The sequence below is a fragment of the Enterobacter sp. SECR19-1250 genome (genome assembly GCF_013391025.1).
Lineage (GTDB): Bacteria > Pseudomonadota > Gammaproteobacteria > Enterobacterales > Enterobacteriaceae > Enterobacter > Enterobacter cloacae.
In genome coordinates, this window is record NZ_JACASJ010000010.1 from 45,893 (window position 1) to 68,898 (window position 23,006).

A 23,006-nucleotide genomic window follows, 5' to 3' on the forward strand; every position below is an offset into this window, starting at 1 on the left:
AACGCCCCATAACGGGCAGATAAATTAAGGTATTGAAAACGGTTAATTTAACTGAGGCGCTGAGGCCCGGCGCGGATGCCATGAACCTGGCTTATCCACGTCGAGACAGAGAATGTGGCGGGTGAAACAACGATGGATTGCGCTGTCTGCGGAACGCTAACAGCTGGCTGGCTGTCCTGCGTCAACAGCGCGTTGAGCGTATCCAGCAGCGCAAGGTGTTGCGCCTGAACCGGCAGCGTCTCTTCAGCAACCGGTATGGCCTGTGGCGCCATTGCAAATGACAGATGGCGAATAACCGTGCGGATGGCGTGCTGCTGCCAGTAATCTACCGAAAAGTTAGGACGGCGGCTGGCTTCAAGCCACGCAAGATTGGTGAAGTTAACGCGCGCGGTGAGATCGTGTTTGGTGGTTGACGTCTTTGCCGGTGTGGCAGCTTCGGCGCTGTTGCTGAGCGCAGGCAAGCCGAAACTCGCCGCGACCATCCCTAATAAGAGATGCGGCCAGAAGTAACGTCTGCCAAATTGTCGCCAGCGCGTCAGAATTCCGCTCACTTGCTCCACCACATAAGCCCGTCTTACACAGGCTGAGTTCAGTTATTCTTTTAAGCGCCCAGATATTACCACTAAAGCCAATACACAGCAGCAGGAATGACGTACTGCAGCGGGGAAAAACGGTCAAGAATGCAGCTAACGCACAGATTTTCTACGCCTGCTAAGCGAAAGGGGAAGCTGGGGCAAAATGAAGAAAGGTAAAAATAAAAACGACTGGTTTCCCTGGTCGGAGAGAGTACCAGGTTAACCAGTCGATTTTTTACGAAACGGCTTGAACCGTTACGCCAGAACCAGGCCAGGGGCTTTGAAGGCCAGCGGCAGTTCAGCTTCGTCTTCGAAGGTCACATACTCCCACGCTTCCTGTTTTGCAAGGACGGCCTGCAAGAGTTTGTTATTCAGCGCATGACCGGATTTGAACGCGGTAAATGCACCAATAATGTTGTGACCACACATGAACAGGTCGCCAATTGCATCAAGCATTTTGTGGCGAACGAATTCATCTTCGAAACGCAGACCGTCTTCGTTCAGTACGCGATAATCGTCAACAACGATGGCACAATCGAAGCTGCCGCCCAGGCACAGGCCGCGGGACTGCAGATATTCGATATCACGCATGAAGCCGAAAGTACGAGCACGGCTGATCTGGCGCATAAACGCATCAGCAGAGAAGTTCATCGCATAGCGCTGGGTACTGGCATCAATCGCCGGATGGTTAAAATCGATGGTGAAGTCCAACGAGAAACCATTGTACGGTTTGAATTCAGCCCACTTGTCGCCATCTTCGACGCGAACGGTCTCTTTGATGCGAACAAATTTCTTCGCGCAGTTCAGTTCTTCGATACCTGCATCCAGCAACAGATAAACGAACGGAGCAGCACTACCATCCATGATCGGAATTTCTGGCGCATCGACTTCAACAATAATGTTGTCGATACCCAGACCCGCCAGGGCGGCGTTCAGGTGCTCTACGGTAGAAATCCGCACGTCATGCTCGTTCACCAGACAAGTACAGAGCATAGTATCACGCACAGATTTGGCATCGGCCGGAAAATCTACCGGTGGATTCAAGTCGGTGCGACGATAGATGACCCCGGTATTGGCCGGCGCAGGGCGTAACGTCAGGGTGACTTTCTTGCCGGTATGTAAACCGACACCCGTCGCCTGAACGATACGTTTAAGTGTCCTTTGTTTGATCATCGTATAATCTCGCCAAATTAACTATCCAACCGAGAGTGTATATCACTAACGGTGGGCCAGTTTAGCACAAAGAGCGGAAATCCCCAAATTCCAGCCAATTCTTAGTCAGCTTGCTTACGCAGGAACGCCGGGATATCCAGATAATCTGGCTCTTTCGCCGTTTGCGGCGTTGGGTCATTAACCACTTTCGCGGACGGTTTTTGCTCCTGAGTCAGAGGAGACATACCGTGCTGCTGGTAACGATCCATTACCGGTTGCTGAGTCTGCTTGTTCGTCACCAGAGTGATTTCAGGGCGCTTGTCCATACCGATACCGGTAGCAACAACCGTTACACGCAGCTCGTCGTTCATTTCCGGGTCAAGGGAGGTACCGATTACCACGGTCGCGTTGTCAGAGGCGAACGCACGGATGGTGTTACCCACGGTTTCGAACTCATCCAGACGCAGGTCGAAGCCAGCGGTGATGTTGACCAGCACGCCACGCGCACCCGACAGATCGATATCTTCCAGCAGCGGAGAAGAGATAGCCATTTCTGCTGCTTCTTCCGCACGGTCTTCACCGCTCGCCACGCCGGAGCCCATCATCGCGTAGCCCATTTCGGACATCACGGTGCGAACGTCAGCAAAGTCAACGTTCATCAGGCCAGGACGGGTAATCAGTTCAGCGATACCCTGAACCGCGCCTTTCAGCACGTCGTTTGCTGCGCCAAAGGCATCCAGCAGAGAGATACCGCGACCCAGCACTTTCAGCAGTTTGTCGTTCGGGATGGTGATCAGCGAGTCCACATGCTTGGACAGCTCGGTGATACCCTGCTCCGCGAAGGCCATACGTTTCTTGCCTTCAAAATTGAAAGGCTTGGTCACGACAGCAACGGTCAGGATACCTAAATCTTTAGCCACTTCAGCCACAACAGGTGCTGCGCCGGTACCTGTACCGCCACCCATTCCTGCTGCGATGAAGACCATGTCCGCACCTTCCAGTGCAGCACGCAGCGCTTCACGATCTTCTTCAGCCGCATTGCGACCTACTTCCGGGTTAGCCCCTGCGCCCAGACCTTTGGTGATGCCACCACCGATCTGGATAGTCTGGCCGACTGCCGTCTTACGCAGTGCCTGTGCATCGGTGTTAACCGCAAAGAATTCAACACCTTCAATGCGCTCGCGCACCATATGCTCTACGGCGTTACCGCCGCCGCCACCGACGCCGATGACTTTAATCACCGCGTCGTTGGTCAGTTCCATAGGTTCAAACATAATTTCTCTCTCCGTTGTGCCTGTCGCCCGAGACCGTTAATTCTCTCCGGTCTCTTAAAAAAATTAAAACTCTTTTCGCAGCCAGTTGTTCAGTCGTTTGACCCACGACCCCACTGAGACGCGTTTTTCCACTTCTGCTTCACCACTGAGATGGGATTCTTTCCCGTAGTGGAGCAGGCCTACAGCCGTTGAATAGTAAGGCTCCTGGGCATAATCCGTTAAACCGGTAATATTCAGCGGTGCGCCAATACGCACCTGCGTATGGAACACACGCTGCGCACAGGCCGCAAGACCTTCAATTTGCGCTGCACCGCCGGTTAATACAATCCCCGCCGCAAGATGATGTTTTACGCCCTGCTGGCGAAGCTGTTCCTGTAACTGCAAAATCTCTTCGTTGACCAGGTTGAGCAGCTCGGTATAGCGTGGCTCAATCACCTCTGCCAACGTCTGGCGCTGCAGGCTACGCGGCGGACGACCGCCCACACTTGGCACTTCAACGCTCTCATCTTTGCCAACGATAGACCCCAGCGCACAACCGTGGCGCACTTTAATCGCTTCTGCATCGCTTGGCGGCGTACCAAACGCGTAGGCAATATCGCTGGTCACCACGTTCCCCGCGTAAGGGATCACTTTGGTGTGGCGCAGGGCACCGCCGGTATACACGGCCATATCCATTGTACCACCACCAATATCGACCACACAGACGCCCAGTTCACGTTCATCTTCGGTCAGCACGGAATAGCTTGCCGCCAGACCGGCGAAAATAAGTTGGTCAACTTTCAGGCCACAACGTTCAACGGCTTTTACGATGTTCTTCGCCATATCGTTATGACATGTGATCAGGTGCACTTTTGCCTGCATACGCACGCCAGACAGACCAACCGGGTTCTTGATCCCTTCCTGGTAGTCGATCGCATATTCCTGCGGGATCACGTGCAATACGCGGTGCTCATCGCGGACACGCACAGATTTCGCCGTGTGTACTACGTTTTCAACGTCTTCCTGCGTCACTTCTTCTTCAGAAATGGGCACCATGCCGATTTCGTTCTGGCAGCTGATATGCTTACCAGAGAGGGCCAGATAGACAGAGGAAATCTGGCAATCTGCCATTAATTCAGCCTGATCGATGGCGCGCTGCACGCATTTCACCACCGACTCAAGATCGTTTACCCCACCTTTATCCATACCACGGGACGGGCAGCTGCCCACGCCAATGATATTGACCATACCGTCGGGCAGAACTTCCCCTACTAAAGCGGCAACCTTCGCGGTGCCAATCTCCAGTCCAACTACCAGTTTTCTGTCCGTCGCCTTGATCATTGTTGTTCTGCCTGTACCTGTGCCTGATTCTGTTGCTGATTAGGTTCCTCGACCGGAGCCGGTACCCAACCGACTGCTGCGCCTGAGTCATAGCGCAAATCAACGTAGCTTATCCGTTTGCCGTCAGTCTGTGCCTGCTGCTGTAAAACCGGGTAAAGTTCTACAAAACGCGCCAGACGCTTCATCGTGTCGCCGCGGCCAAGGTTGAGCTTAATGCCATTCGTTAAGGTGAGCTGCCACGAACGGCGCGCCGTCATCGCAGCTTCTTTTAACGTAAACCTGTCCTTCGCCAGCACTTGCCCCATCTCGCGAAAACCCTGTAATACTTCGTTTTCGCTGCCTTCAGGACCATACAACATCGGTACATTTTGCTTGTTGACACGATCGGCCGGGACGCTGAAGGAATTTCCGTCTACGTCAACCATGTGCTGATCATTCCAACGCGCAATGGGCACATATTCAACCAGATGAATCTTCAATTCATCAGGCCATTGCTTTCTTACACTCGCCTGTTTTATCCAGGGCAGACGTTCAATCTGACTCTGGATAATGTTGACATCCTGCGTCATAAAGGTGCCAGGCGACCCCAGTGCCAGAATCGACTGGCGAATATCATCGTTACGCGTGTAGTGGCGTTCACCGGTGACCACCAGCTTCGACAGCGGCAACCGCTGCGCATCTTCCATCCAGCCCAGTACCATCCAGCCGCTGATAAACACGGTGCACAGCACCCCGAGCAGGAAAATAATCCCTGCAAGACGCGTTCCATTACTCCGGCGTGAAGAAGAATATTCTTCCTCGTCATCGCGGTTGCGCGTGTTCAATGCAGCCTGAGACATATCAGCCCGCCTGGTCCAGAATACGTACGACTAACTGCGAGAAGCTCATCCCCGCCTGACGCGCGGCCATCGGCACAAGGCTGTGGCTGGTCATGCCTGGAGAGGTATTTGCTTCCAGCAAATAAAATTGCCCATCGCTGTCGAGCATCACATCAATGCGTCCCCAGCCACTGCAACCAAGAATATGCCAGGCTTTAAGCACCAGGGACTGTAAATCCGCTTCACGTTCTGCTTCAAGACCTGCTGGGCAGAAATATTGCGTCTCGTCAGAGAGATACTTCGCCTCATAATCATAGAAGACGCCAGCAGGTTGGATGCGAATCGACGGTAAAATTTCTTCACCAAGCATCGCCACGGTAAATTCCGGTCCGCTGAGCCATTTTTCAATCAGAACTTCTTCATCGTGTTGAAATGCCAGCGCTAAAGCAGACGATAAATCGTCAGCTTTATCAACTTTGGACATCCCAACGCTCGACCCTTCACGGCTGGGCTTTACAATAACCGGTAAGCCCAGCTCAGCAATGCGTGCATTAACGCTATCCTGAAGGCCCATTTCAAATTCGCGGCGCGTCAACGCAACCCACGGCGCAACCGGCAACCCCGCTCCCTGCCACAGCAGCTTACTGCGCAGTTTATCCATTGAGATGGCGGAGGCCATCACGCCGCTGCCGGTGTAGGGCATACCGATGAGATCCAGCAACCCTTGCAGGGTACCGTCTTCTCCCCCACGACCGTGCAGAGCAATAAAGACTTTATCGAAGCCCATTGCTTTCAACTGCGTTACATCGACCTCTTTCGGATCGACCAGATGTGCATTAACGCCAGCCTCACGCAGGCCCGCCAGTACCGCAGCGCCTGAATTCAGGGAAACCTCGCGCTCGGCGGAGGTGCCGCCAGACAGGACAGCAATCTTATCAGCCATGATGCTCATCCTCCTGAGTTTGCGGCTTCAGTTTGATTTCAGCTAAGGTACGGGCGATTTTGCCGATATTTCCCGCGCCCTGAATCAGAATCAAATCGTTACCTGTCAGTACCGGCGCCAGAATTTCGGCGACCTGAGCAGGATCCGAAACCAAAATAGGGTCTACTTTACCGCGTCCGCGAATGGTTCGACACAGAGAACGGCTGTCCGCGCCTGGGATCGGCGTTTCACCTGCAGAATAAACATCCAGCATCAGCAATGTGTCCACCTGGGACAGCACGCTGGCGAAATCGTCATACAGATCGCGCGTACGCGTAAAACGGTGTGGCTGGAAGATCATCACCAGGTTCTTCTCTGGCCATCCCGCACGTGCGGCCTTAATGGTCGCGTCCACTTCGGTTGGATGGTGGCCATAGTCGTCTACCAGCATGGCAGTACCCGGTTTACCGTTTACCGCATCCAGCGGGAATTCGCCAAGGAAGTCGAAACGACGCCCAGTTCCCTGGAAGCTTTCCAGAGCACGCAGGATCGCATCGTCATCAATGCCTTCTTCTGTTGCGACGGCCACCGCCGCGGCTGCGTTCAGGGCGTTATGACGGCCTGGTGCGTTCAGCGTCACGTGCAGCAGCTCTTTGTCCTGACGCGCCAGGGTGAAATGCCCCTGCGCACCAATCTGTTTGTACTCTTCCACGCGAACATCCGCGTCTTCACTGAAACCATAGGTGGTGATCTGACGACCAACCCGCGGCAACAACTCGCGAATGACCGGATCGTCCACACACATTACCGCGCGTCCATAGAACGGCAGGTTATGCAGGAAGTTGATAAAGGTCTGCTTTAAGTTCTCGAAGTCGCCCTGGTAGGTATCCATGTGGTCAGCTTCGATGTTAGTGACAATCGCCACCATCGGCTGCAGATGCAGGAACGACGCATCGCTCTCATCCGCTTCCGCAATCAGATAACGGCTGTGGCCCAGACGCGCATGCACACCTGCTGCTTTTACCAGACCGCCGTTGACGAACGTCGGGTCGAGACCCGCTTCGGCATAAATACTGGAAACCATCGCCGTGGTCGTGGTTTTACCGTGCGTCCCGGCAATCGCAATCCCGTGACGAAAACGCATCAGCTCTGCCAGCATTTCCGCGCGGCGGATCACCGGAATACGCGCTTCATGCGCGGCCACAATTTCCGGGTTATCAGAGGAGATGGCGCTGGATACCACCACCACACTCGCATCGCGCACGTTTTCCGGGCGATGGTTGAAATAGATAGTCGCCCCAAGCGACGCCAGTTGCTGCGTAACAGGGTTTGGCGCCAGGTCAGACCCGCTGATCTGATAGCCTTCGTTAGCTAACACTTCGGCAATACCGCCCATGCCAGCACCACCGATGCCAACAAAGTGAATGTGCCGGACGCGACGCATCTCGGGCACGATTGAACGCAGTTTTGCCAGTTGTTGTGTATTCATTCTCTAAACGCCATCGACTACTTAAAAAAATCGTGCAGCGCAACACGCGCTGCGAGGGTTAAACCTGGGCTGCCAGGCTCACTTCTTTTGCCACCCGCTCCGTTGCATCAGGAATGGCCGCCGCACGTGCACGTTGCGCCATCTCCATTAATGTTTCCCGGTTCCAGCCCGCCAGGGTGGTGGCGACCGCATCGGCGGTAAATTGTGGCTGCTCGAATATTTTCGCGGCACCGGCTTTTTCAAGCGGCAGCGCATTCCAGTACTGCTGACGATCTTTGTGCTGGAACGGCACAAACAGAGCCGGTAAACCCGCGGCGGCAATTTCACTCACCGTTAATGCACCGGAGCGACAGACCACGACATCGGCCCAGGCGTACGCTGCCGCCATATCGTCGATAAATTCCGTCACTTTGTGCTGCGGCTGACCTTCTGCCGCATAAGCCTGCTCAACGGTCTGCTGAGCGCCTTTTCCGCTTTGATGCCAGATGGTCACGGCATCACCCAGCTTTGCGGCAACCTGCGGCATCGTCTGGTTCAGGATGCGTGCGCCCTGCGATCCGCCGACGACCAGCACGCGAACAGGGCCTTCACGGCCAGCCATGCGGGTATCCGGAAACGGCAGCGCCAGCACATCCACACGCACCGGGTTCCCGACGACGTCCGCTTTCGGGAACGCACCAGGAAATGCCTGCATCACTTTGGTGGCGATTTTCGCCAGCCACTTATTGGTCAGTCCGGCAATACCATTCTGCTCATGCAGTACAACGGGAATGCCCAACGACCACGCGGCAAGGCCGCCCGGACCGGAAACATAACCGCCCATGCCCAGCACCACATCCGGCTGAAAGCGCTTCATGATGCTGCGTGCCTGACGCCATGCGTTGAAAATGCGCACCGGCGCCAGAAGCTGGGCCTTAATGCCTTTGCCACGAAGGCCAGAAATACGAATAAAATCGATCTCAATACCGTGCTTCGGTACCAGGTCGGCCTCCATGCGGTCTGCGGTTCCCAGCCAGCGTACCTGCCAGCCCTGATCCATTAAATGGTGCGCAACCGCCAGCCCCGGGAACACATGTCCACCGGTACCGCCTGCCATCACCATTAACCGCTTCGGTTGATTCATCGTGAACCTCGTGTAAACGCCTGGGCTTTTTCCAGACGCGTTTCATAATCTATACGTAACAACATCATGATGGCCGTCGACATGATCAACAGACTGGAACCACCATAACTGATCAACGGCAACGTCAGGCCCTTGGTCGGCAGCATACCCGCTGCGGCCCCGACGTTAACCAATGCCTGGAAGCTAAACCAGATACCAATTGAACAGGCTAAGAAACCTGAGAAGCGGTGATCGATCTCCAGCGCTTTCCGCCCAATCGACATGGCGCGGAAAGCGACGAAGAATACCATTAATAGCGCTAATACCACACCGATATAACCCAGTTCTTCTGCAATAATGGAGAAGATGAAGTCAGTATGCGCTTCGGGTAAATACTCCAGTTTCTGAACCGAGTTGCCCAGGCCTTGTCCCCAGACTTCACCGCGGCCAAACGCCATGAGTGACTGCGTCAGCTGATAGCCACTGCCAAACGGGTCTTCCCACGGGTTCCAGAACGAGGTCACACGGCGGATACGGTATGGTTCAGCAAGGATCAACAGGACAACCGCTGAAATACCCATCCCGATAATGGCGATGAACTGCCACAGTTTCGCCCCCGCCAGGAACAGCATCGCCAGCGTCGTCACAAACAGTACCACCACAGTACCAAGGTCAGGCTGCGCCAGCAGTAAGACCGCCAGCACCAGAATCACGCCCATCGGTTTCAGGAAGCCGCGAAGGTTGTTACGCACTTCATCTACTTTGCGCACCAGGTAGTTCGCCAGGTAGCAGAACAGGGACAGTTTGGTAAATTCTGCAGGCTGAATACGCAGCGGACCAAAGGCGATCCAGCGCGATGCCCCGTTTACGGAACTCCCCACCACCAGCACGATCAGCAGCATGATGATCGAGGCGATCAGCATCGCGGTACTGTGTCTCTGCCAGAACGCCATTGGCAGACGTAAGGTTATCAGCGCAAGACAGAACGCCAGGATGATGTACAGACCATCACGCTTGGCAAACAGGAAAGGATCGTTCGCCAGTCGCTGCCCGACGGGCATTGATGCTGACGTCACCATAATAAAGCCGACCGCCGCCAGCCCCAGGGTGAGCCAGAAGAGCGTGCGATCGTACATGATCAGGCTGTCGTTATCTTTCTGACGAGAGCCCATCACCCAGCCTTTCAGTGCCGCAAACAACCACACCAGGACACCAAATCCTGGGAAGCGTGGCATTTTCAGGCGAGGGAGAGATAAACGCATCAGCCTAACTCCTTCGCCAGGCGGGTAAAGAGATCACCACGCTGTTCGAAATTCTTGAATTGATCAAGGCTGGCGCATGCCGGAGAGAGCAGCACCATATCGCCCGGCTTCACGCGAGGAGCAATCAGGCGCATTGCCTGTTCCATGGTTTCGGTCTGCTCGGCGATCTCAGGACGCAGTTCCGCCAGTTCCCTGCCATCACGACCAAAGCAGTAGAGACGGATGTTATCGCCAGAAAAATACTGCTTCAGGGAGGTGAAATCGGCGGACTTACCGTCGCCACCCAGCAGCAGATGCAGAGTACCTTCCACCTGCAAACCATTCAGCGCGGCCTCTGTACTGCCTACGTTGGTGGCTTTGGAATCATTGATCCAGCGTACGCCGTTATGCTCCAGCGCCAGCTGGAAACGGTGTGCCAGTCCGGTAAAGGTGGTCAGCGCCTGCAGGCTGGAGGAGCGTGGCAAACCGACGGCATCCGCCAGCGCCAGCGCCGCCAGCGCATTGGTGTAGTTATGCTGACCGGAAAGCTTCATCTCCTTCACGTTCAGCACTTTCTCACCTTTCACCCGCAGCCAGGTTTCACCCAGCTGACGGTTCAGATGATAATCACCCATAGTGATACCAAAGCTGATGCAGCGGTCATCGGCACCGCGTACCGGCATGGTCAGGGCATCATCGGCGTTAACGACGCAGACTTTGGCATTTTCATATATACGCAGTTTGGCTGCGCGATACTGCTGTAGACCAAACGGATACCTGTCCATATGATCTTCGGTCACGTTCAGGATTGTGGCCGCGGCCGCATGCAGACTGGAGGTGGTTTCCAGCTGGAAGCTGGAGAGTTCCAGCACGTACAGCTCGCAGCCTTTGTCCAGCAGCATCAGCGCGGGCAAACCAATGTTGCCGCCAACGCCGACATTTCTGCCCGCCGCTTTCGCCATCTCACCCACCAGGGTAGTGACGGTGCTTTTTCCGTTAGAGCCGGTAATGGCGATAACAGGTGCCTGCGCTTCGCGGCAGAACAGCTCGATATCACCGACAATCTCAACGCCCGCATCCGCCGCGGCGCTCAGTGAAGGGTGCGCCAGCGCCATACCGGGGCTGGCCACAATCAGATCGGCTGCCAGCAGCCAGTCATCATTCAGACCACCAAGGTGGCGTTCAACCTGTTCCGGCAGTTTGTCCAGACCCGGCGGAGAAACACGCGTATCCATCACCCGCGGCGTCACGCCGCGCGCAAGGAAAAAGTCCACGCAGGACAGGCCAGTAAGGCCCAACCCGATGATAACGACTTTTTTGCCCTGGTAATCTGCCATGATTAACGTACCTTCAGCGTTGCCAGGCCAATCAGCACCAGCATCAGCGAAATAATCCAGAAGCGCACGATGACGCGTGGCTCTGGCCAGCCTTTCAGTTCATAGTGATGGTGAATCGGTGCCATACGGAAGATGCGCTGGCCGCGCAGCTTAAAGGAACCGACCTGCAGGATCACCGACAGGGTCTCAACCACGAATACCCCGCCCATGATCACCAGCAGGAACTCCTGGCGCAGCAACACGGCAATAATACCCAGCGCGCCGCCCAGAGCCAGTGAACCGACGTCACCCATAAAGACCTGGGCCGGATAGGTGTTGAACCACAGGAAGCCCAGCCCTGCCCCGACAATGGCCGTACAGACGATCACCAGCTCGCCCGCGTGACGCAGATAAGGAATGTGCAGATAGTTGGCAAAGTTCATGTTGCCGGTCGCCCACGCCACCAGCGCGAAACCTGCGGCCACGAAGACCGTTGGCATAATGGCCAGGCCATCCAGACCATCGGTCAGGTTCACCGCGTTACCGGTGCCCACAATCACGAAGTACGCCAGCAGAATGTAGAACAGCCCCAGTTGCGGCATGACGTCTTTAAAGAACGGCACCACCAGCTCGGTAGCGGGAGTGTCTTTTCCGGCCAGATACAGCGCGAAGGCCACGCCCAGCGCAATCACCGACATCCAGAAATATTTCCAGCGGGCGATCAGACCTTTCGTGTCTTTACGTACCACTTTGCGGTAATCATCAACAAACCCAATGATTCCGTAGCCCACCAGCACAGTCAGCACACACCAGACGTACGGGTTGGATGGATAGGCCCACAGCAGCACGGAAACCACGATCGCGGTCAGGATCATAATCCCGCCCATGGTTGGCGTACCGCGCTTGCTGAAGTGCGATTCCGGACCATCGTTACGAACGACCTGGCCGAAAGAGAGTTTTTGCAGACGGGCAATCATGCGCGGGCCCATCCACAACGAGATGAACAGCGCGGTCAGCAGGCTGACGATGGCGCGAAACGTCAGATAGGAAAAGACGTTAAAGCCTGAGTAATATTTGACCAAATGTTCGGCCAGCCAAACTAACATGTCCCGTTCTCCTGTAATGCGTGCACTACCTCTTCCATGGCGGCACTACGTGAACCTTTCACTAACACAGTCACAATTTGTTTTTCAGCAATCAACGTCTTCAGACGTTCAATCAGTGCGGCTTTATCGGCAAAATGTTCGCCAACACCGCTGGCATGGCTAATCGCCTGGCTCAGTTTTCCTGCGCTCAGTACGCAATCCAGCCCGGCCGCTTTCGCGGCTTCACCCACCTGGATATGACAGGCTTCGCTCTCATCGCCCAACTCGGCCATATCGCCAACCACCATCACGCGATAGCCTGGCATTTCGGACAACACCTGTACGGCTGCCGTCATCGAACCGACGTTCGCGTTGTAGGAGTCATCCAGCAGCAGTTTGTTTTCTGCAAGCTGGACTGGGAACAGACGTCCCGGTACGGCTTTTAAATTCGCAAGGCCAGTTTTGATCGCGTCATGTGTCGCGCCGACGGCCATCGAAAGCGCCGCGGCAGCAAGCGCATTGGCGATGTTATGGCGACCCGGCAGCGGCAGCAGAACCTCAATGCCTCCCGTTGGGGTATTGAGCGTGAATTCCGTACCATGCCAGGTCACATGGATATGGGTCGCGGTAAAATCACTGTCTGCCGCATTAGGCGAGAAGCGCCACGTCTTACGTGAACCGATGATGCTCTGCCAGTTCAACCAGTCGTTATTATCGGCATTCATAATGGCGATACCGTTATCCGGCAGGCCGGTATAGATCTCACCTTTGGCTTTCGCCACGCCTTCAAGTGAACCGAAACCTTCCAGATGCGCGGCGGCCAGGTTGTTCACCAGCGCAGCCTCCGGACGCGTCAGGCTGACCGTCCAGGCAATTTCACCCTGGTGGTTTGCCCCTAATTCAATCACCGCAAAGTCATGCTCTTTGGTGAGGCGAAGCAATGTCATCGGCACGCCGATGTCATTATTTAGATTGCCTGCGGTGTAAAGCGTGTTACCGCACTGACTGAGGATCGCCGCCGTCATCTCTTTTACTGACGTTTTGCCCGAAGACCCCGTCAGAGCAACAACGCGAGCTGGCACCTGCTGACGAACCCATGCTGCCAGCTCACCGAAGGCAAGGCGCGTATCCTTAACCACAATCTGCGGTAAATCGATATCGAGTTTGCGGTTCACCAGCAGCGCACCCGCACCATTCTCTTTCGCCTGTTCAGCAAAATCGTGGGCGTCAAAACGTTCGCCCTTCAGCGCCACAAACAGGCACCCGGCGGTCACTTTGCGGGTATCTGTCGTCACGGCGTCGATGGTCAGATCCTGACCATGCAGCGTCCCCTGCAGGAGGGTTGCCGCCTTGCCGAGCGTTAAGCTGATCATGCCACCACTCCCAACAGACGCGCTGCCGTTACACGGTCCGAATAGTCCAGACGACGATTGCCAACAATCTGATAATCTTCATGGCCTTTACCCGCCAGGAGCACGACGTCGTTCTCCTGCGCCTGCATGATGGCGTTGGTCACGGCTTCCGCACGGCCTTCCACCACGCGGGCACGTCCTGCGTCCAGCATACCGGCCAGGATATCGTTGATAATGGCGCGCGGCTCTTCAGTACGCGGGTTGTCATCGGTCACAACCGGAATATCCGCGAACTGTTCGGCGATGGCACCCATCAACGGACGCTTGCCCTTGTCACGATCGCCCCCGCAGCCAAACACACACCAGAGCTTACCGGCGCAGTGCAGACGTGCCGCTTCAAGCGCTTTTTCCAGCGCATCCGGCGTGTGGGCATAATCGACAACAACGGTCGGTTTACCGGGTGCACTGAACACTTCCATACGGCCACAGACGGGCTGCAGACGCTCTGCGGTGTTGAGCAGTTCGGCCATCGGATAGCCCAACGCCAGCAGCGTTGCCAGCGCCAGCAGGAGGTTGCTGACGTTAAACGCCCCCATCAGGCGGCTTTCAATTTCGCCTTCACCCCAGGAAGAGGCAAAGCGAATCGTCGCGCCGCTGTCGTGATAATTAACCTCAACCGCCTTCAGCCAGCGGCCATGGCAGTTCGGATTGATATGGTCTTCCATCGACACCGCAACCGCATCCGGCAGCTTCACAAGCCAGCGGCGCCCCACTTCGTCATCAGCGTTGATAATGGCCTGTCCATAGTGATGCGTGGAGAAGAGCAGCCATTTCGCGGCCTCGTAATGCTCCATATCACCATGATAATCAAGATGATCGCGACTCAGGTTCGTGAACACGGAGGCGGCAAATTTCAACGCCGCCACACGATGCTGTACCAGACCATGAGAGGAGACTTCCATCGCGGCAAAGGTCGCACCCTGCCCTGCCAGACCGGCAATCACATGTTGTACGTCAACCGCGGAGCCGGTGGTGTTTTCCGTCGGGCTCACTTTACCCAGCAGCCCATTCCCCACGGTGCCCATTACGGCGCCGGTTTCTCCCAGCAGCTGCGCCCATTGCGCCATCAATTGGGTGGTCGTCGTTTTTCCGTTAGTACCCGTCACGCCCACCAGACGCAGCTGGTCTGAAGGCTCGTTATAAAAACGTCCCGCCAGTGCGGAGAGTCGCTCATTCAACTGGCTAAGGTAGATAACCGGCACACCGTGCATTTCACGGATTTCACCGTCGGTTGCCTCATCTTTAGCCTCAGCAATAATGGCAGCTACACCTTGCGCAATCGCCTGCGGGATATATCGACGCCCGTCCGCCTGATGACCAACTACAGCCACAAAAAGATCGCCGGAAGCAGCCACTCGGCTGTCCAGTACCATCTCCCGTAGCGCTCGCTCAGGTGCGTTTGGCACCCACGGAGCGAGAAGGTCGCGCAAATTACGATCTGCCACCTGTACCCTCGCCTTGATTAATTACAAATTCACTTTTTTCGCCCGTTGCCAGCGCGTCCGGTTCAACGTTCATGGTGCGTAATACGCCGCCCATGATGGCGCCGAACACAGGCGCTGAAACGGCGCCGCCGTAGTATTTACCCGCCTGTGGATCGTTAATGACGACCACCAGCGCAAAACGCGGATTGCTTGCAGGCGCAACGCCTGCGGTATAGGCAATGTATTTGTTGATGTAGCGGCCATCTGGCCCCACTTTTTTCGCCGTACCGGTTTTAATGGCGATGCGATAGCCTTTGATCGCCGCCTTCACGCCGCCACCGCCAGGTAGCGCCACGCTTTCCATCATATGCACAACGGTACGAACGATAGATTCCGGGAAGATACGCTCGCCCGGAACCGGTGGATCAACTTTGGTAATCGACAGCGGGCGATAGACGCCATAGCTGCCAATCGTTGCGTAGACTCGCGCTAACTGTAACGGGGTTACCATTAGCCCGTAGCCGAAAGAGAAGGTGGCCCTCTCTATGTCAGACCACCGTTGTTTTTGAGGATATAAGCCACTGCGTTCTCCGACCAACCCCAAATTGGTCGCCTTTCCTAGCCCAAAACGTGAGTAAGTCTCTACTAACGCTGAGGACGGCATCGCTAACGCCAGCTTTGAAACACCGACGTTACTCGACTTCTGTAATACCCCGGTCAGGGTCAATTCGCTGTAGCGCGCCACGTCTTTAATCTCGTGGCCGTTGATTCGGTAAGGGATCGTATTCAGAACCGTGTTCTCATTGACGATGCCGCGTTGCAGCGCCGTCATCACCACCATCGGCTTCACCGTGGAGCCAGGTTCGAACACGTCGGTAATGGCCCGGTTACGCATTGCATCTTTTGCGGTACCGGTAAAGTTGTTCGGGTTGTAGGACGGGCTGTTGGCCATCGCCAGCACTTCGCCAGTGCTGACATCCACCAGCACGGCGCTGCCCGACTCCGCCTTGTTGAAGGCCACGGCATTGTTCAGCTCGCGATACACCAGCGCCTGCAGGCGTTCATCAATGCTCAACGCCAGGTTATGCGCGGCCTGGCTGTCTGTGGAAGAGATATCTTCAATCACGCGACCATAGCGGTCTTTACGCACGATTCGCTCACCCGGCTGACCGGTAAGCCACTTATCGAAGCTTTTTTCAACCCCTTCAATCCCCTGGCTGTCGACGTTGGTAAAGCCAATGAGGTGAGCGGTTACTTCGCCGGAAGGGTAGTAACGGCGAGACTCTTCGCGAAGATGGATACCCGGGAGCTTCAGTTTTCTGATGTAATCGGCCATGTCAGGGTTAACCTGACGCGCAAGATAGATAAAGCGCCCTTTCGGGTTGGCGTTAACACGGGAGGCAAGCTGATCCAGCGGCATTTTCAGGGCGTCAGACAGCGCTTTCCAGCGGTTGTCGAGCGTGATACCTCCGGCATCGTGCAGCTCTTTCGGATCGGCCCAGATCGCCTTCACCGGTACGCTCACCGCCAGCGGACGACCGGAACGATCGGTGATCATCCCACGAGATGTGGAGACTTCCTGTACGCGCAGAGAGCGCATATCGCCCTGGCGCACCAGCATGTCAGGCGCGATGATTTGTAGCCACGCCACGCGTCCCAGCAGGAAGCCCAGCGCGAGTAAAATGCAGCCGCAAAGCAACGCAAAACGCCAACTGATAAAGTTGGCCTGTTCTTCCTGACGTTTTGGTTTTAGCGTTTTTGCCGCTGCTCTCATGCGTCGCGTTTTCCCTTATTTTTGTACTACGATATTTTCCTGGGAAGGATCAACATGCTGCAATTGCAGCTTTTCTGTTGCGATCCGCTCGACCCGGCTGTGATCGCCGAGGGCGTTTTCTTCAAGGATCAGGTTTCGCCATTCAATATCCAGCGCATCGCGTTCCAGTACCATCTGCTCGCGTTGCGCAGTCAATAAACGTGTGTGGTGGGCTGTCGTCACCACCGTTACTGCCGTCACAATGATGCAAATGAACAAGCAGAGTGGCAGCTTCCCAAACCGCAAAAGATCGTCGCCGATCACGCCAGGCAAGGCATGGCGCTCGTTGCTTCCTAACGAATCCTTAACTTTGCTTAGGGTCTCTGTCACTCTGCCGATCATGCGTTCGTCCTCTCTGCAATACGCAGCACTGAACTACGGGCGCGTGGATTCTCTGCCACCTCTTCTTCGCCCGGCATCAACTTGCCTAATGCTCGCAACTGACGGCCACCCAGCTTCCTGAGTTGTTCTTCCGTCATCGGCAGCCCTGCTGGTACCTGTGGACCGCGGCTTTGTTCACGCATAAAGCGTTTCACAATACGGTCCTCCAGCGAATGGAAGCTGATGATGGACAACCGCCCTCCCGGGGCCAGCACGTCGAGCGAGCTTTTTAGCGCCAGCTCTATTTCCTCCAGTTCACTGTTTACCCAGATGCGAACCGCCTGGAAGGTACGGGTCGCGGGATGTTTGTGTTTATCCTTCACCGGTGTTGCCGCCGCAATCACCTCGGCCAGCTCTTTCGTGCGGGTCATCGGCTCAATACGATTGCGCTCAACAATGGCGCGCGCGATGCGCTTGCCAAAACGTTCTTCGCCAAAGGTTTTGATCACCCAGGCGATATCGGCTTCATCTGCGGTCTGTAACCACTCGGCGGCAGACTGACCGCGCGTGGGATCCATGCGCATGTCCAGCGGGCCGTCGCGCATAAAGGAGAAGCCGCGTTCAGCATCATCAAGTTGGGGTGAAGAGACGCCAAGATCGAGAAGAATCCCGTCGATCTTGCCCGTCAGGCCGCGCTCAGCAACGTATTCCGCCAGCGCAGAGAAAGGTCCATGCACGATGCAAAAGCGTGGGTCATCGATGGTTTGCGCAACAGCAATCGCCTGCGGATCGCGATCAATTGCCAGCAGACGTCCTTCCGCTCCAAGCTGGGAGAGGATCAAACGCGAGTGGCCACCGCGACCAAAAGTGCCATCAATGTAGATGCCGTCCGGACGAATATTCAGGCCGTTGACGGCCTCATCCAGCAACACCGTTGTATGTTTATAATTTTCCATCATATTTATAGAGACAAGTCCTGCAGCCGTTCCGACAAGGTTGCGGAATCAGACTGCTCAGCGTCGATATCTTCCTTGACCTGTTGATACCAGGTCGTTTCGTCCCACAGTTCAAACTTGTTGAACTGACCGACCAGCATCACTTCTTTGGTCAGACCGGCATGCTGCCGCAGCACGGGCGCAATCAGTAATCGCCCTGCACTATCCATCTGACACTCACTGGCATGCCCCAATAACAACCGCTGCACGCGGCGTTCCTGTGGGTTCATGCTCGACAGTCGCGACAGCTTTTGCTCAATAATTTCCCATTCAGGTAAAGGGTAAAGCAGCAGGCAGGGGGAGTTGATGTCAATGGTGCAAACCAGTTGACCCGAAGCGTTCTCGATCAGCTGGTCGCGGTATCGGGTTGGTACCGATAAACGCCCCTTACTGTCGAGATTGACTAACGTTGCTCCACGGAACATGCCAGTCTCACCCCTCCTCACCACTTTAACCCACAAATTCCCACCTAAAGGAGTTTACGGAGCGAGGGAAAAGCTTGTCAAGCCAGGACTCTCTCTATACGAACCCGAAAGGGCTCTATTTACAGAGATAAACAGTCCTGGTTAATAACTGCACAACTGGCGAGGCAAAATTAACGTTATGAATATTTGTAAGAAAAAAACCGAATATGCACACTAGCGTTAAGGCTCACTCAATATCATCGCATCGAAATATAAAGTGTCAGTTTGCGACGCGGGCAGCATTTTAAGACATATTCACAGGGGATAACAGCGCCACATTCACCACAATGCGCAATGAACGAACCGGCTGGCAGGCAAGCACGCTGGAGCAGGGGAAAAACGTCTGAATATTCATCGACCGGGCAGCTTTGTAACAAAACAATACAAAGACAGGCTTTAAAAATCGTATAAATGTTCTTTCAAAGGCATTTTAAAACGCCTGAAAGAATAAAAAAAATAGCAGGTTCTGATTCCTAAGGAATCGTCCTAATTTTTCTCCGGGAATTATTTGACAGAATTATCCAGAAAAAAGAGGGGACAGTTTTCGCTGCCCCGTCTCATTTCATTAATGGCGGCTTAAAATTCCGCGACGGTAGAGATTACGTTTGATGCGCGTCAGCCCCGGCTTCGGTTTACGTGGTTCATCAAGGCTCGCGAGAACGATCTCCAGCACGCGCTCCGCCACATCACGATGGCGCTGCGCGACGGCCAGGACCGGACATTGCAGGAAGTCGAGCAGTTCGTTATCACCGAAGGTGGCGATAGCGAGATCGGAAGGCAGCTTACCATCCCGACGCAAAGTGACATCCATCACCCCTTGCAGCAACGCAAATGAAGTGGTGAACAGCGCCTGAGGCATCGGGTGCGTCTCCAGCCATTTCTCGAACAGCTGCGCAGCGGCTTCGCGTTCATAACTGTTGGCATAAAGGTAGTGAACCTCGCGCGGGTCGTCTTTCCATGCCGTTCTGAAGCCTTGCTCACGCAGGAAACTCACAGAGAGCTCAGGCAACGCCCCAAGATAGAGCACGGTTTCAGCCGGGAAGGTTCTCAGCTCCGCGGCCAGCATTTCCGCGTCATCCTGATCGGCACCGACGACACTGGTAAAATGCTCTCTGTCCAGGGCGCGATCCAGTGCAACGATTGGGAACGGATCGTTCGCCCAGCGTTGATAGAAGGGATGCTCGGGTGGCAAGGAGGTCGAAACGATGATCGCATCAACCTGACGCTGGAGCAGATGCTCAATACAGCGCATTTCGTTATCAGGCTGATCTTCAGAGCAGGCAATCAGGAGCTGATAGCCACGCTGGCGAGCCTGACGTTCAAGATAGTTAGCGATGCGGGTGTAGCTGGTGTTTTCCAGATCGGGGATCACCAGACCAATCGATCGGGTGCGCCCGGCACGTAAGCCCGCTGCGACAGCATTCGGGTGGTAGTTGTGCTCACGAACCACCGCCATGACTTTCTCAACGGTTTTGTCGCTGACACGGTACTGCTTTGCTTTACCGTTAATCACATAGCTGGCCGTAGTTCGTGACACGCCGGCTAGCCGGGCGATTTCATCCAGTTTCACAATTGCCCCTTAAAAAAAGAAAAGAGTCCATGGCCCTGTCAAGGTTATGGTTAAATCTTTTAACATCTAAACGCAGAATAGCTTTCGCGGCAACCGCTTTTATCTGTGTTATCGGCGTATTACGCAAAAAAAAGCCCGGCTTTGGTGACCGGGCTGAAAGAGGCGAACCTTATTGCCTGCTAACGCATGATTTTCTCGCCGCGCGAAAGACCGACAACGCCCGACCGCGCAACTTCAACAATTTTTGCTACATCCCTTACGGACGCCAGGAATGCGTCCAGCTTGTCACTCGTTCCCACCAGTTGAACCGTATATAAAGAAGGGGTAACGTCGATAATCTGCCCACGGAAGATATCCGCGTTGCGTTTAACCTCTTCACGGCCGTAACCGCTGGCCTGAATTTTCACCAGCATGACCTCACGTTCTACATAGGCCCCCTGCCCCAGTTCGCTCACGCGCAGAACATCGACAAGTTTGTGTAACTGTTTCTCGATCTGCTCAAGCACCTTGGCGTCGCCGACGGTCTGAATCGTCATGCGCGACAGCGTAGGATCCTCGGTAGGGGCAACGGTCAGGCTCTCAATGTTGTAGCCGCGTTGTGCAAAGAGTCCAATAACGCGTGACAGTGCGCCAGACTCGTTTTCCAGTAATACAGATAATATCCGGCGCATATCAGGTTCTCTCCGTTTTACTTAACCACATTTCGTCCATACCACCACCGCGAATATGCATCGGGTAAACGTGCTCTGTGCCATCAACAATGACATCCATGAAAACAAGGCGGTTATTTTTGACGTGTTCAAGCGCTTCAGCAAGTTTCGCTTCCAGCTCTGCTGGCTCGGTCACCCGCATCCCGACATGACCATAGGCTTCGGCCAGACGAACAAAATCCGGCAGCGATTTCATGTAGGAGTGAGAATGGCGGCCAGAGTAGATCATATCCTGCCACTGCTTCACCATACCGAGATAACCGTTATTCAGGTTGAGTACCAGGACCGGCAGTTCATATTGCAACGCGGTGGAGAGTTCCTGGATATTCATCTGAATGCTGCCGTCTCCTGTCACGCAAACGACGGTTTCATTCGGCAGCGCAAGCTTCACCCCCAGTGCGGCAGGTAACCCAAAGCCCATTGTCCCCAGACCACCAGAGTTGATCCAGTGACGTGGTTTATCAAACGGATAATAAAGCGCGGCAAACATCTGATGCTGACCTACATCAGAGGTGACATAGGCTTCACCTTTCGTCAGACGCCAGAGGGTTTCGATCACCGCCTGCGGCTTAATGTTTTCGCTTTGGGTATCGTATTTCAGACACTGACGTGCTCGCCACTGCTCGATCTGTTGCCACCAGTCACGGATCTCATCCAACGGTTGTGAAGGGGTTTCCTGCGATAGCAGATCCAGCATTTGCTCCAGAACCTGTCTCGCATCCCCAACGATCGGCACATCCGCCGGTACCGTTTTCGAAATAGACGTAGGATCGATATCAATATGCAGCACGGTGGCGTTCGGGCAGTACTTCGCCAGATTGTTGGTCGTGCGATCGTCAAAGCGCACGCCAACGGCAAAGATCACATCCGAATGATGCATCGTCATGTTGGCTTCATAGGTACCGTGCATGCCCAACATACCCAGAGCCTGGCGGTGCGTTGCCGGGAAGGCGCCCAGTCCCATCAGTGACGAGGCGACAGGAAGATTCAATTTTTCGATCAGCTCACGCAGTTGCGCTTCACAGGCTGAGTTAACCGCGCCGCCGCCGACATAGACCACCGGCTTTTTAGCCGCCAGAAGCGTGTGTAACGCACGTTTGATCTGGCCTTTGTGGCCCTGTGTCGTTGGGTTGTAGGAGCGCATGCTTACCGTTTCCGGCCAGACATACGGCAGCTTGTTTGCCGGGTTAAGAATATCTTTTGGCAGATCGACCACCACAGGACCAGGACGCCCACTGGCTGCCAGCCAGAAGGCTTTTTTCAGTACGCCGGGAATGTCTTCGGTTTGCTTCACCAGGAAACTGTGCTTCACAACGGGGCGTGAAATTCCCACCATGTCGCACTCCTGAAATGCATCGTAGCCAATCAGTGACGTTGCGACCTGCCCGGATAGAATGACCAGCGGGATGGAGTCCATATAGGCTGTCGCAATACCGGTAATTGCGTTCGTCGCGCCAGGGCCGGAGGTGACCAATACCACGCCCACTTCACCCGTCGCACGCGCCAGCCCGTCAGCCATGTGCACCGCCGCCTGCTCGTGGCGCACCAAAACATGGTCAATGCCGCCTACCGTATGAAGCGCATCATAAATATCCAGAACTGCGCCTCCAGGGTAGCCGAACACCTGCTTCACGCCCTGATCGATTAACGATCGGACGACCATTTCCGCGCCAGACAACATCTCCATGCTTTGCCTCCAGGCATTTTGTTATAGACGAACTGCAGAATTCATTTCCACACCGTCTTACGATCGTGATGAACCAATCTTATATATTGCAGAGTGATCGTTACCTTAACCGCTCGTTTTGAGGCAGGCAATTAGCAAACAGGACGCGGCAAACGGGGTCAGAAGCACAAAAAGCAGCGTTAAAGGGAGGATATGGTTAATTCCACTGTGATTCGTTCGTGAGGTGATAAATCATCGCTGAAAAGCGCAACCTTTCAGGAAATCATCTATTTTTGCGAGGCTGGCAGCAGCCAGAAAAAATAACAACAGCACAAAA

Annotated in this window: 20 protein-coding genes; all 20 read right to left on the minus strand. The window is 54.9% G+C overall.

All coding sequences use genetic code 11. From position 1 onward, the window contains the following. Positions 1-47: 47 nt before the first annotated feature. A complete protein-coding gene (secM, locus tag HX884_RS04520; protein ID WP_013095579.1) occupies positions 48-551 on the minus strand; it encodes a secA translation cis-regulator SecM in 504 nt (167 codons plus the stop codon). Between the two features lie 279 nt (positions 552-830). Then, positions 831-1,748, minus strand: a complete 918-nt coding sequence (gene lpxC / locus HX884_RS04525; protein WP_013095578.1) for a UDP-3-O-acyl-N-acetylglucosamine deacetylase — start codon at positions 1,746-1,748, stop codon at positions 831-833. A 101-nt stretch (positions 1,749-1,849) separates the two neighbouring features. After that, a complete protein-coding gene (gene ftsZ, locus HX884_RS04530; RefSeq protein WP_178327767.1) occupies positions 1,850-3,001 on the minus strand; it encodes a cell division protein FtsZ in 1,152 nt (383 codons plus the stop codon). 63 nt (positions 3,002-3,064) lie between these two features. Continuing rightward, a complete protein-coding gene (gene ftsA / locus HX884_RS04535; protein WP_006173845.1) occupies positions 3,065-4,321 on the minus strand; it encodes a cell division protein FtsA in 1,257 nt (418 codons plus the stop codon). Then, a complete protein-coding gene (gene ftsQ / locus HX884_RS04540; protein ID WP_178327768.1) occupies positions 4,318-5,160 on the minus strand; it encodes a cell division protein FtsQ in 843 nt (280 codons plus the stop codon). The genes ftsA and ftsQ overlap by 4 nt, the downstream gene beginning before the upstream one ends. A 1-nt stretch (position 5,161) precedes the next feature. Further along, positions 5,162-6,082 carry a D-alanine--D-alanine ligase gene (locus HX884_RS04545; protein WP_038981206.1) on the minus strand — a complete coding sequence of 307 codons (921 nt, stop codon included), beginning with the start codon at positions 6,080-6,082 and terminating at the stop codon, positions 5,162-5,164. Continuing rightward, positions 6,075-7,550, minus strand: coding sequence for a UDP-N-acetylmuramate--L-alanine ligase (gene murC, locus HX884_RS04550; protein WP_013095575.1), 1,476 nt, complete (start codon positions 7,548-7,550; stop codon positions 6,075-6,077). The genes HX884_RS04545 and murC overlap by 8 nt, the downstream gene beginning before the upstream one ends. Before the next feature lie 58 nt (positions 7,551-7,608). Beyond that, positions 7,609-8,673, minus strand: a complete 1,065-nt coding sequence (gene murG / locus HX884_RS04555) for an undecaprenyldiphospho-muramoylpentapeptide beta-N-acetylglucosaminyltransferase (RefSeq protein ID WP_178327769.1) — start codon at positions 8,671-8,673, stop codon at positions 7,609-7,611. Continuing rightward, on the minus strand, positions 8,670-9,914 hold the full coding sequence (gene ftsW / locus HX884_RS04560) for a cell division protein FtsW (protein ID WP_013095573.1): 1,245 nt from the start codon (positions 9,912-9,914) through the stop codon (positions 8,670-8,672). The genes murG and ftsW overlap by 4 nt, the downstream gene beginning before the upstream one ends. Then, a complete protein-coding gene (murD, locus tag HX884_RS04565; RefSeq protein ID WP_178327770.1) occupies positions 9,914-11,230 on the minus strand; it encodes a UDP-N-acetylmuramoyl-L-alanine--D-glutamate ligase in 1,317 nt (438 codons plus the stop codon). The genes ftsW and murD overlap by 1 nt, the downstream gene beginning before the upstream one ends. 2 nt (positions 11,231-11,232) lie before the next feature. Beyond that, entirely contained in the window at positions 11,233-12,315 is a 1,083-nt protein-coding gene (mraY, locus tag HX884_RS04570) for a phospho-N-acetylmuramoyl-pentapeptide-transferase (RefSeq protein ID WP_008501985.1), read from the minus strand. After that, positions 12,309-13,667, minus strand: a complete 1,359-nt coding sequence (murF, locus tag HX884_RS04575; protein ID WP_178327771.1) for a UDP-N-acetylmuramoyl-tripeptide--D-alanyl-D-alanine ligase — start codon at positions 13,665-13,667, stop codon at positions 12,309-12,311. The genes mraY and murF overlap by 7 nt, the downstream gene beginning before the upstream one ends. Continuing rightward, complete coding sequence (murE, locus tag HX884_RS04580) at positions 13,664-15,151, minus strand: UDP-N-acetylmuramoyl-L-alanyl-D-glutamate--2,6-diaminopimelate ligase (RefSeq protein WP_178327772.1); 1,488 nt, start codon at positions 15,149-15,151, stop codon at positions 13,664-13,666. The genes murF and murE overlap by 4 nt, the downstream gene beginning before the upstream one ends. After that, positions 15,138-16,904, minus strand: coding sequence for a peptidoglycan glycosyltransferase FtsI (locus HX884_RS04585; RefSeq protein ID WP_023620014.1), 1,767 nt, complete (start codon positions 16,902-16,904; stop codon positions 15,138-15,140). The genes murE and HX884_RS04585 overlap by 14 nt, the downstream gene beginning before the upstream one ends. Positions 16,905-16,919: 15 nt before the next feature. Further along, positions 16,920-17,285 (minus strand): cell division protein FtsL, encoded by a 366-nt coding sequence (gene ftsL, locus HX884_RS04590; RefSeq protein WP_008501989.1) that lies wholly within the window; start codon positions 17,283-17,285, stop codon positions 16,920-16,922. Beyond that, positions 17,282-18,223: a 16S rRNA (cytosine(1402)-N(4))-methyltransferase RsmH gene (gene rsmH / locus HX884_RS04595; RefSeq protein ID WP_178327773.1), complete on the minus strand. Its 942-nt coding sequence runs from the start codon at positions 18,221-18,223 to the stop codon at positions 17,282-17,284. The genes ftsL and rsmH overlap by 4 nt, the downstream gene beginning before the upstream one ends. A 2-nt stretch (positions 18,224-18,225) precedes the next feature. Beyond that, positions 18,226-18,684 carry a division/cell wall cluster transcriptional repressor MraZ gene (mraZ, locus tag HX884_RS04600; RefSeq protein ID WP_014830641.1) on the minus strand — a complete coding sequence of 153 codons (459 nt, stop codon included), beginning with the start codon at positions 18,682-18,684 and terminating at the stop codon, positions 18,226-18,228. A gap of 604 nt (positions 18,685-19,288) precedes the next feature. Further along, positions 19,289-20,293 carry a catabolite repressor/activator gene (cra, locus tag HX884_RS04605; protein WP_013095565.1) on the minus strand — a complete coding sequence of 335 codons (1,005 nt, stop codon included), beginning with the start codon at positions 20,291-20,293 and terminating at the stop codon, positions 19,289-19,291. 179 nt (positions 20,294-20,472) lie between these two features. Then, positions 20,473-20,964, minus strand: coding sequence for an acetolactate synthase small subunit (ilvN, locus tag HX884_RS04610; protein WP_008501994.1), 492 nt, complete (start codon positions 20,962-20,964; stop codon positions 20,473-20,475). A gap of 1 nt (position 20,965) precedes the next feature. Continuing rightward, complete coding sequence (gene ilvI, locus HX884_RS04615; protein WP_013095564.1) at positions 20,966-22,690, minus strand: acetolactate synthase 3 large subunit; 1,725 nt, start codon at positions 22,688-22,690, stop codon at positions 20,966-20,968. Between the last annotated feature and the right edge of the window lie 316 nt (positions 22,691-23,006).

Coding starts and splice junctions, on each gene's coding strand:
- lpxC (WP_013095578.1), bottom strand. CDS start 1,748: ATGATCAAACAAAGGACACTTAAACGTATCGTTCAGGCGACGGGTGTC.
- ftsZ (WP_178327767.1), bottom strand. CDS start 3,001: ATGTTTGAACCTATGGAACTGACCAACGACGCGGTGATTAAAGTCATC.
- ftsA (WP_006173845.1), bottom strand. CDS start 4,321: ATGATCAAGGCGACGGACAGAAAACTGGTAGTTGGACTGGAGATTGGC.
- ftsQ (WP_178327768.1), bottom strand. CDS start 5,160: ATGTCTCAGGCTGCATTGAACACGCGCAACCGCGATGACGAGGAAGAA.
- HX884_RS04545 (WP_038981206.1), bottom strand. CDS start 6,082: ATGGCTGATAAGATTGCTGTCCTGTCTGGCGGCACCTCCGCCGAGCGC.
- murC (WP_013095575.1), bottom strand. CDS start 7,550: ATGAATACACAACAACTGGCAAAACTGCGTTCAATCGTGCCCGAGATG.
- murG (WP_178327769.1), bottom strand. CDS start 8,673: ATGAATCAACCGAAGCGGTTAATGGTGATGGCAGGCGGTACCGGTGGA.
- ftsW (WP_013095573.1), bottom strand. CDS start 9,914: ATGCGTTTATCTCTCCCTCGCCTGAAAATGCCACGCTTCCCAGGATTT.
- murD (WP_178327770.1), bottom strand. CDS start 11,230: ATGGCAGATTACCAGGGCAAAAAAGTCGTTATCATCGGGTTGGGCCTT.
- mraY (WP_008501985.1), bottom strand. CDS start 12,315: ATGTTAGTTTGGCTGGCCGAACATTTGGTCAAATATTACTCAGGCTTT.
- murF (WP_178327771.1), bottom strand. CDS start 13,667: ATGATCAGCTTAACGCTCGGCAAGGCGGCAACCCTCCTGCAGGGGACG.
- HX884_RS04585 (WP_023620014.1), bottom strand. CDS start 16,904: ATGAGAGCAGCGGCAAAAACGCTAAAACCAAAACGTCAGGAAGAACAG.
- ftsL (WP_008501989.1), bottom strand. CDS start 17,285: ATGATCGGCAGAGTGACAGAGACCCTAAGCAAAGTTAAGGATTCGTTA.
- rsmH (WP_178327773.1), bottom strand. CDS start 18,223: ATGATGGAAAATTATAAACATACAACGGTGTTGCTGGATGAGGCCGTC.
- mraZ (WP_014830641.1), bottom strand. CDS start 18,684: ATGTTCCGTGGAGCAACGTTAGTCAATCTCGACAGTAAGGGGCGTTTA.
- ilvN (WP_008501994.1), bottom strand. CDS start 20,964: ATGCGCCGGATATTATCTGTATTACTGGAAAACGAGTCTGGCGCACTG.
- ilvI (WP_013095564.1), bottom strand. CDS start 22,690: ATGGAGATGTTGTCTGGCGCGGAAATGGTCGTCCGATCGTTAATCGAT.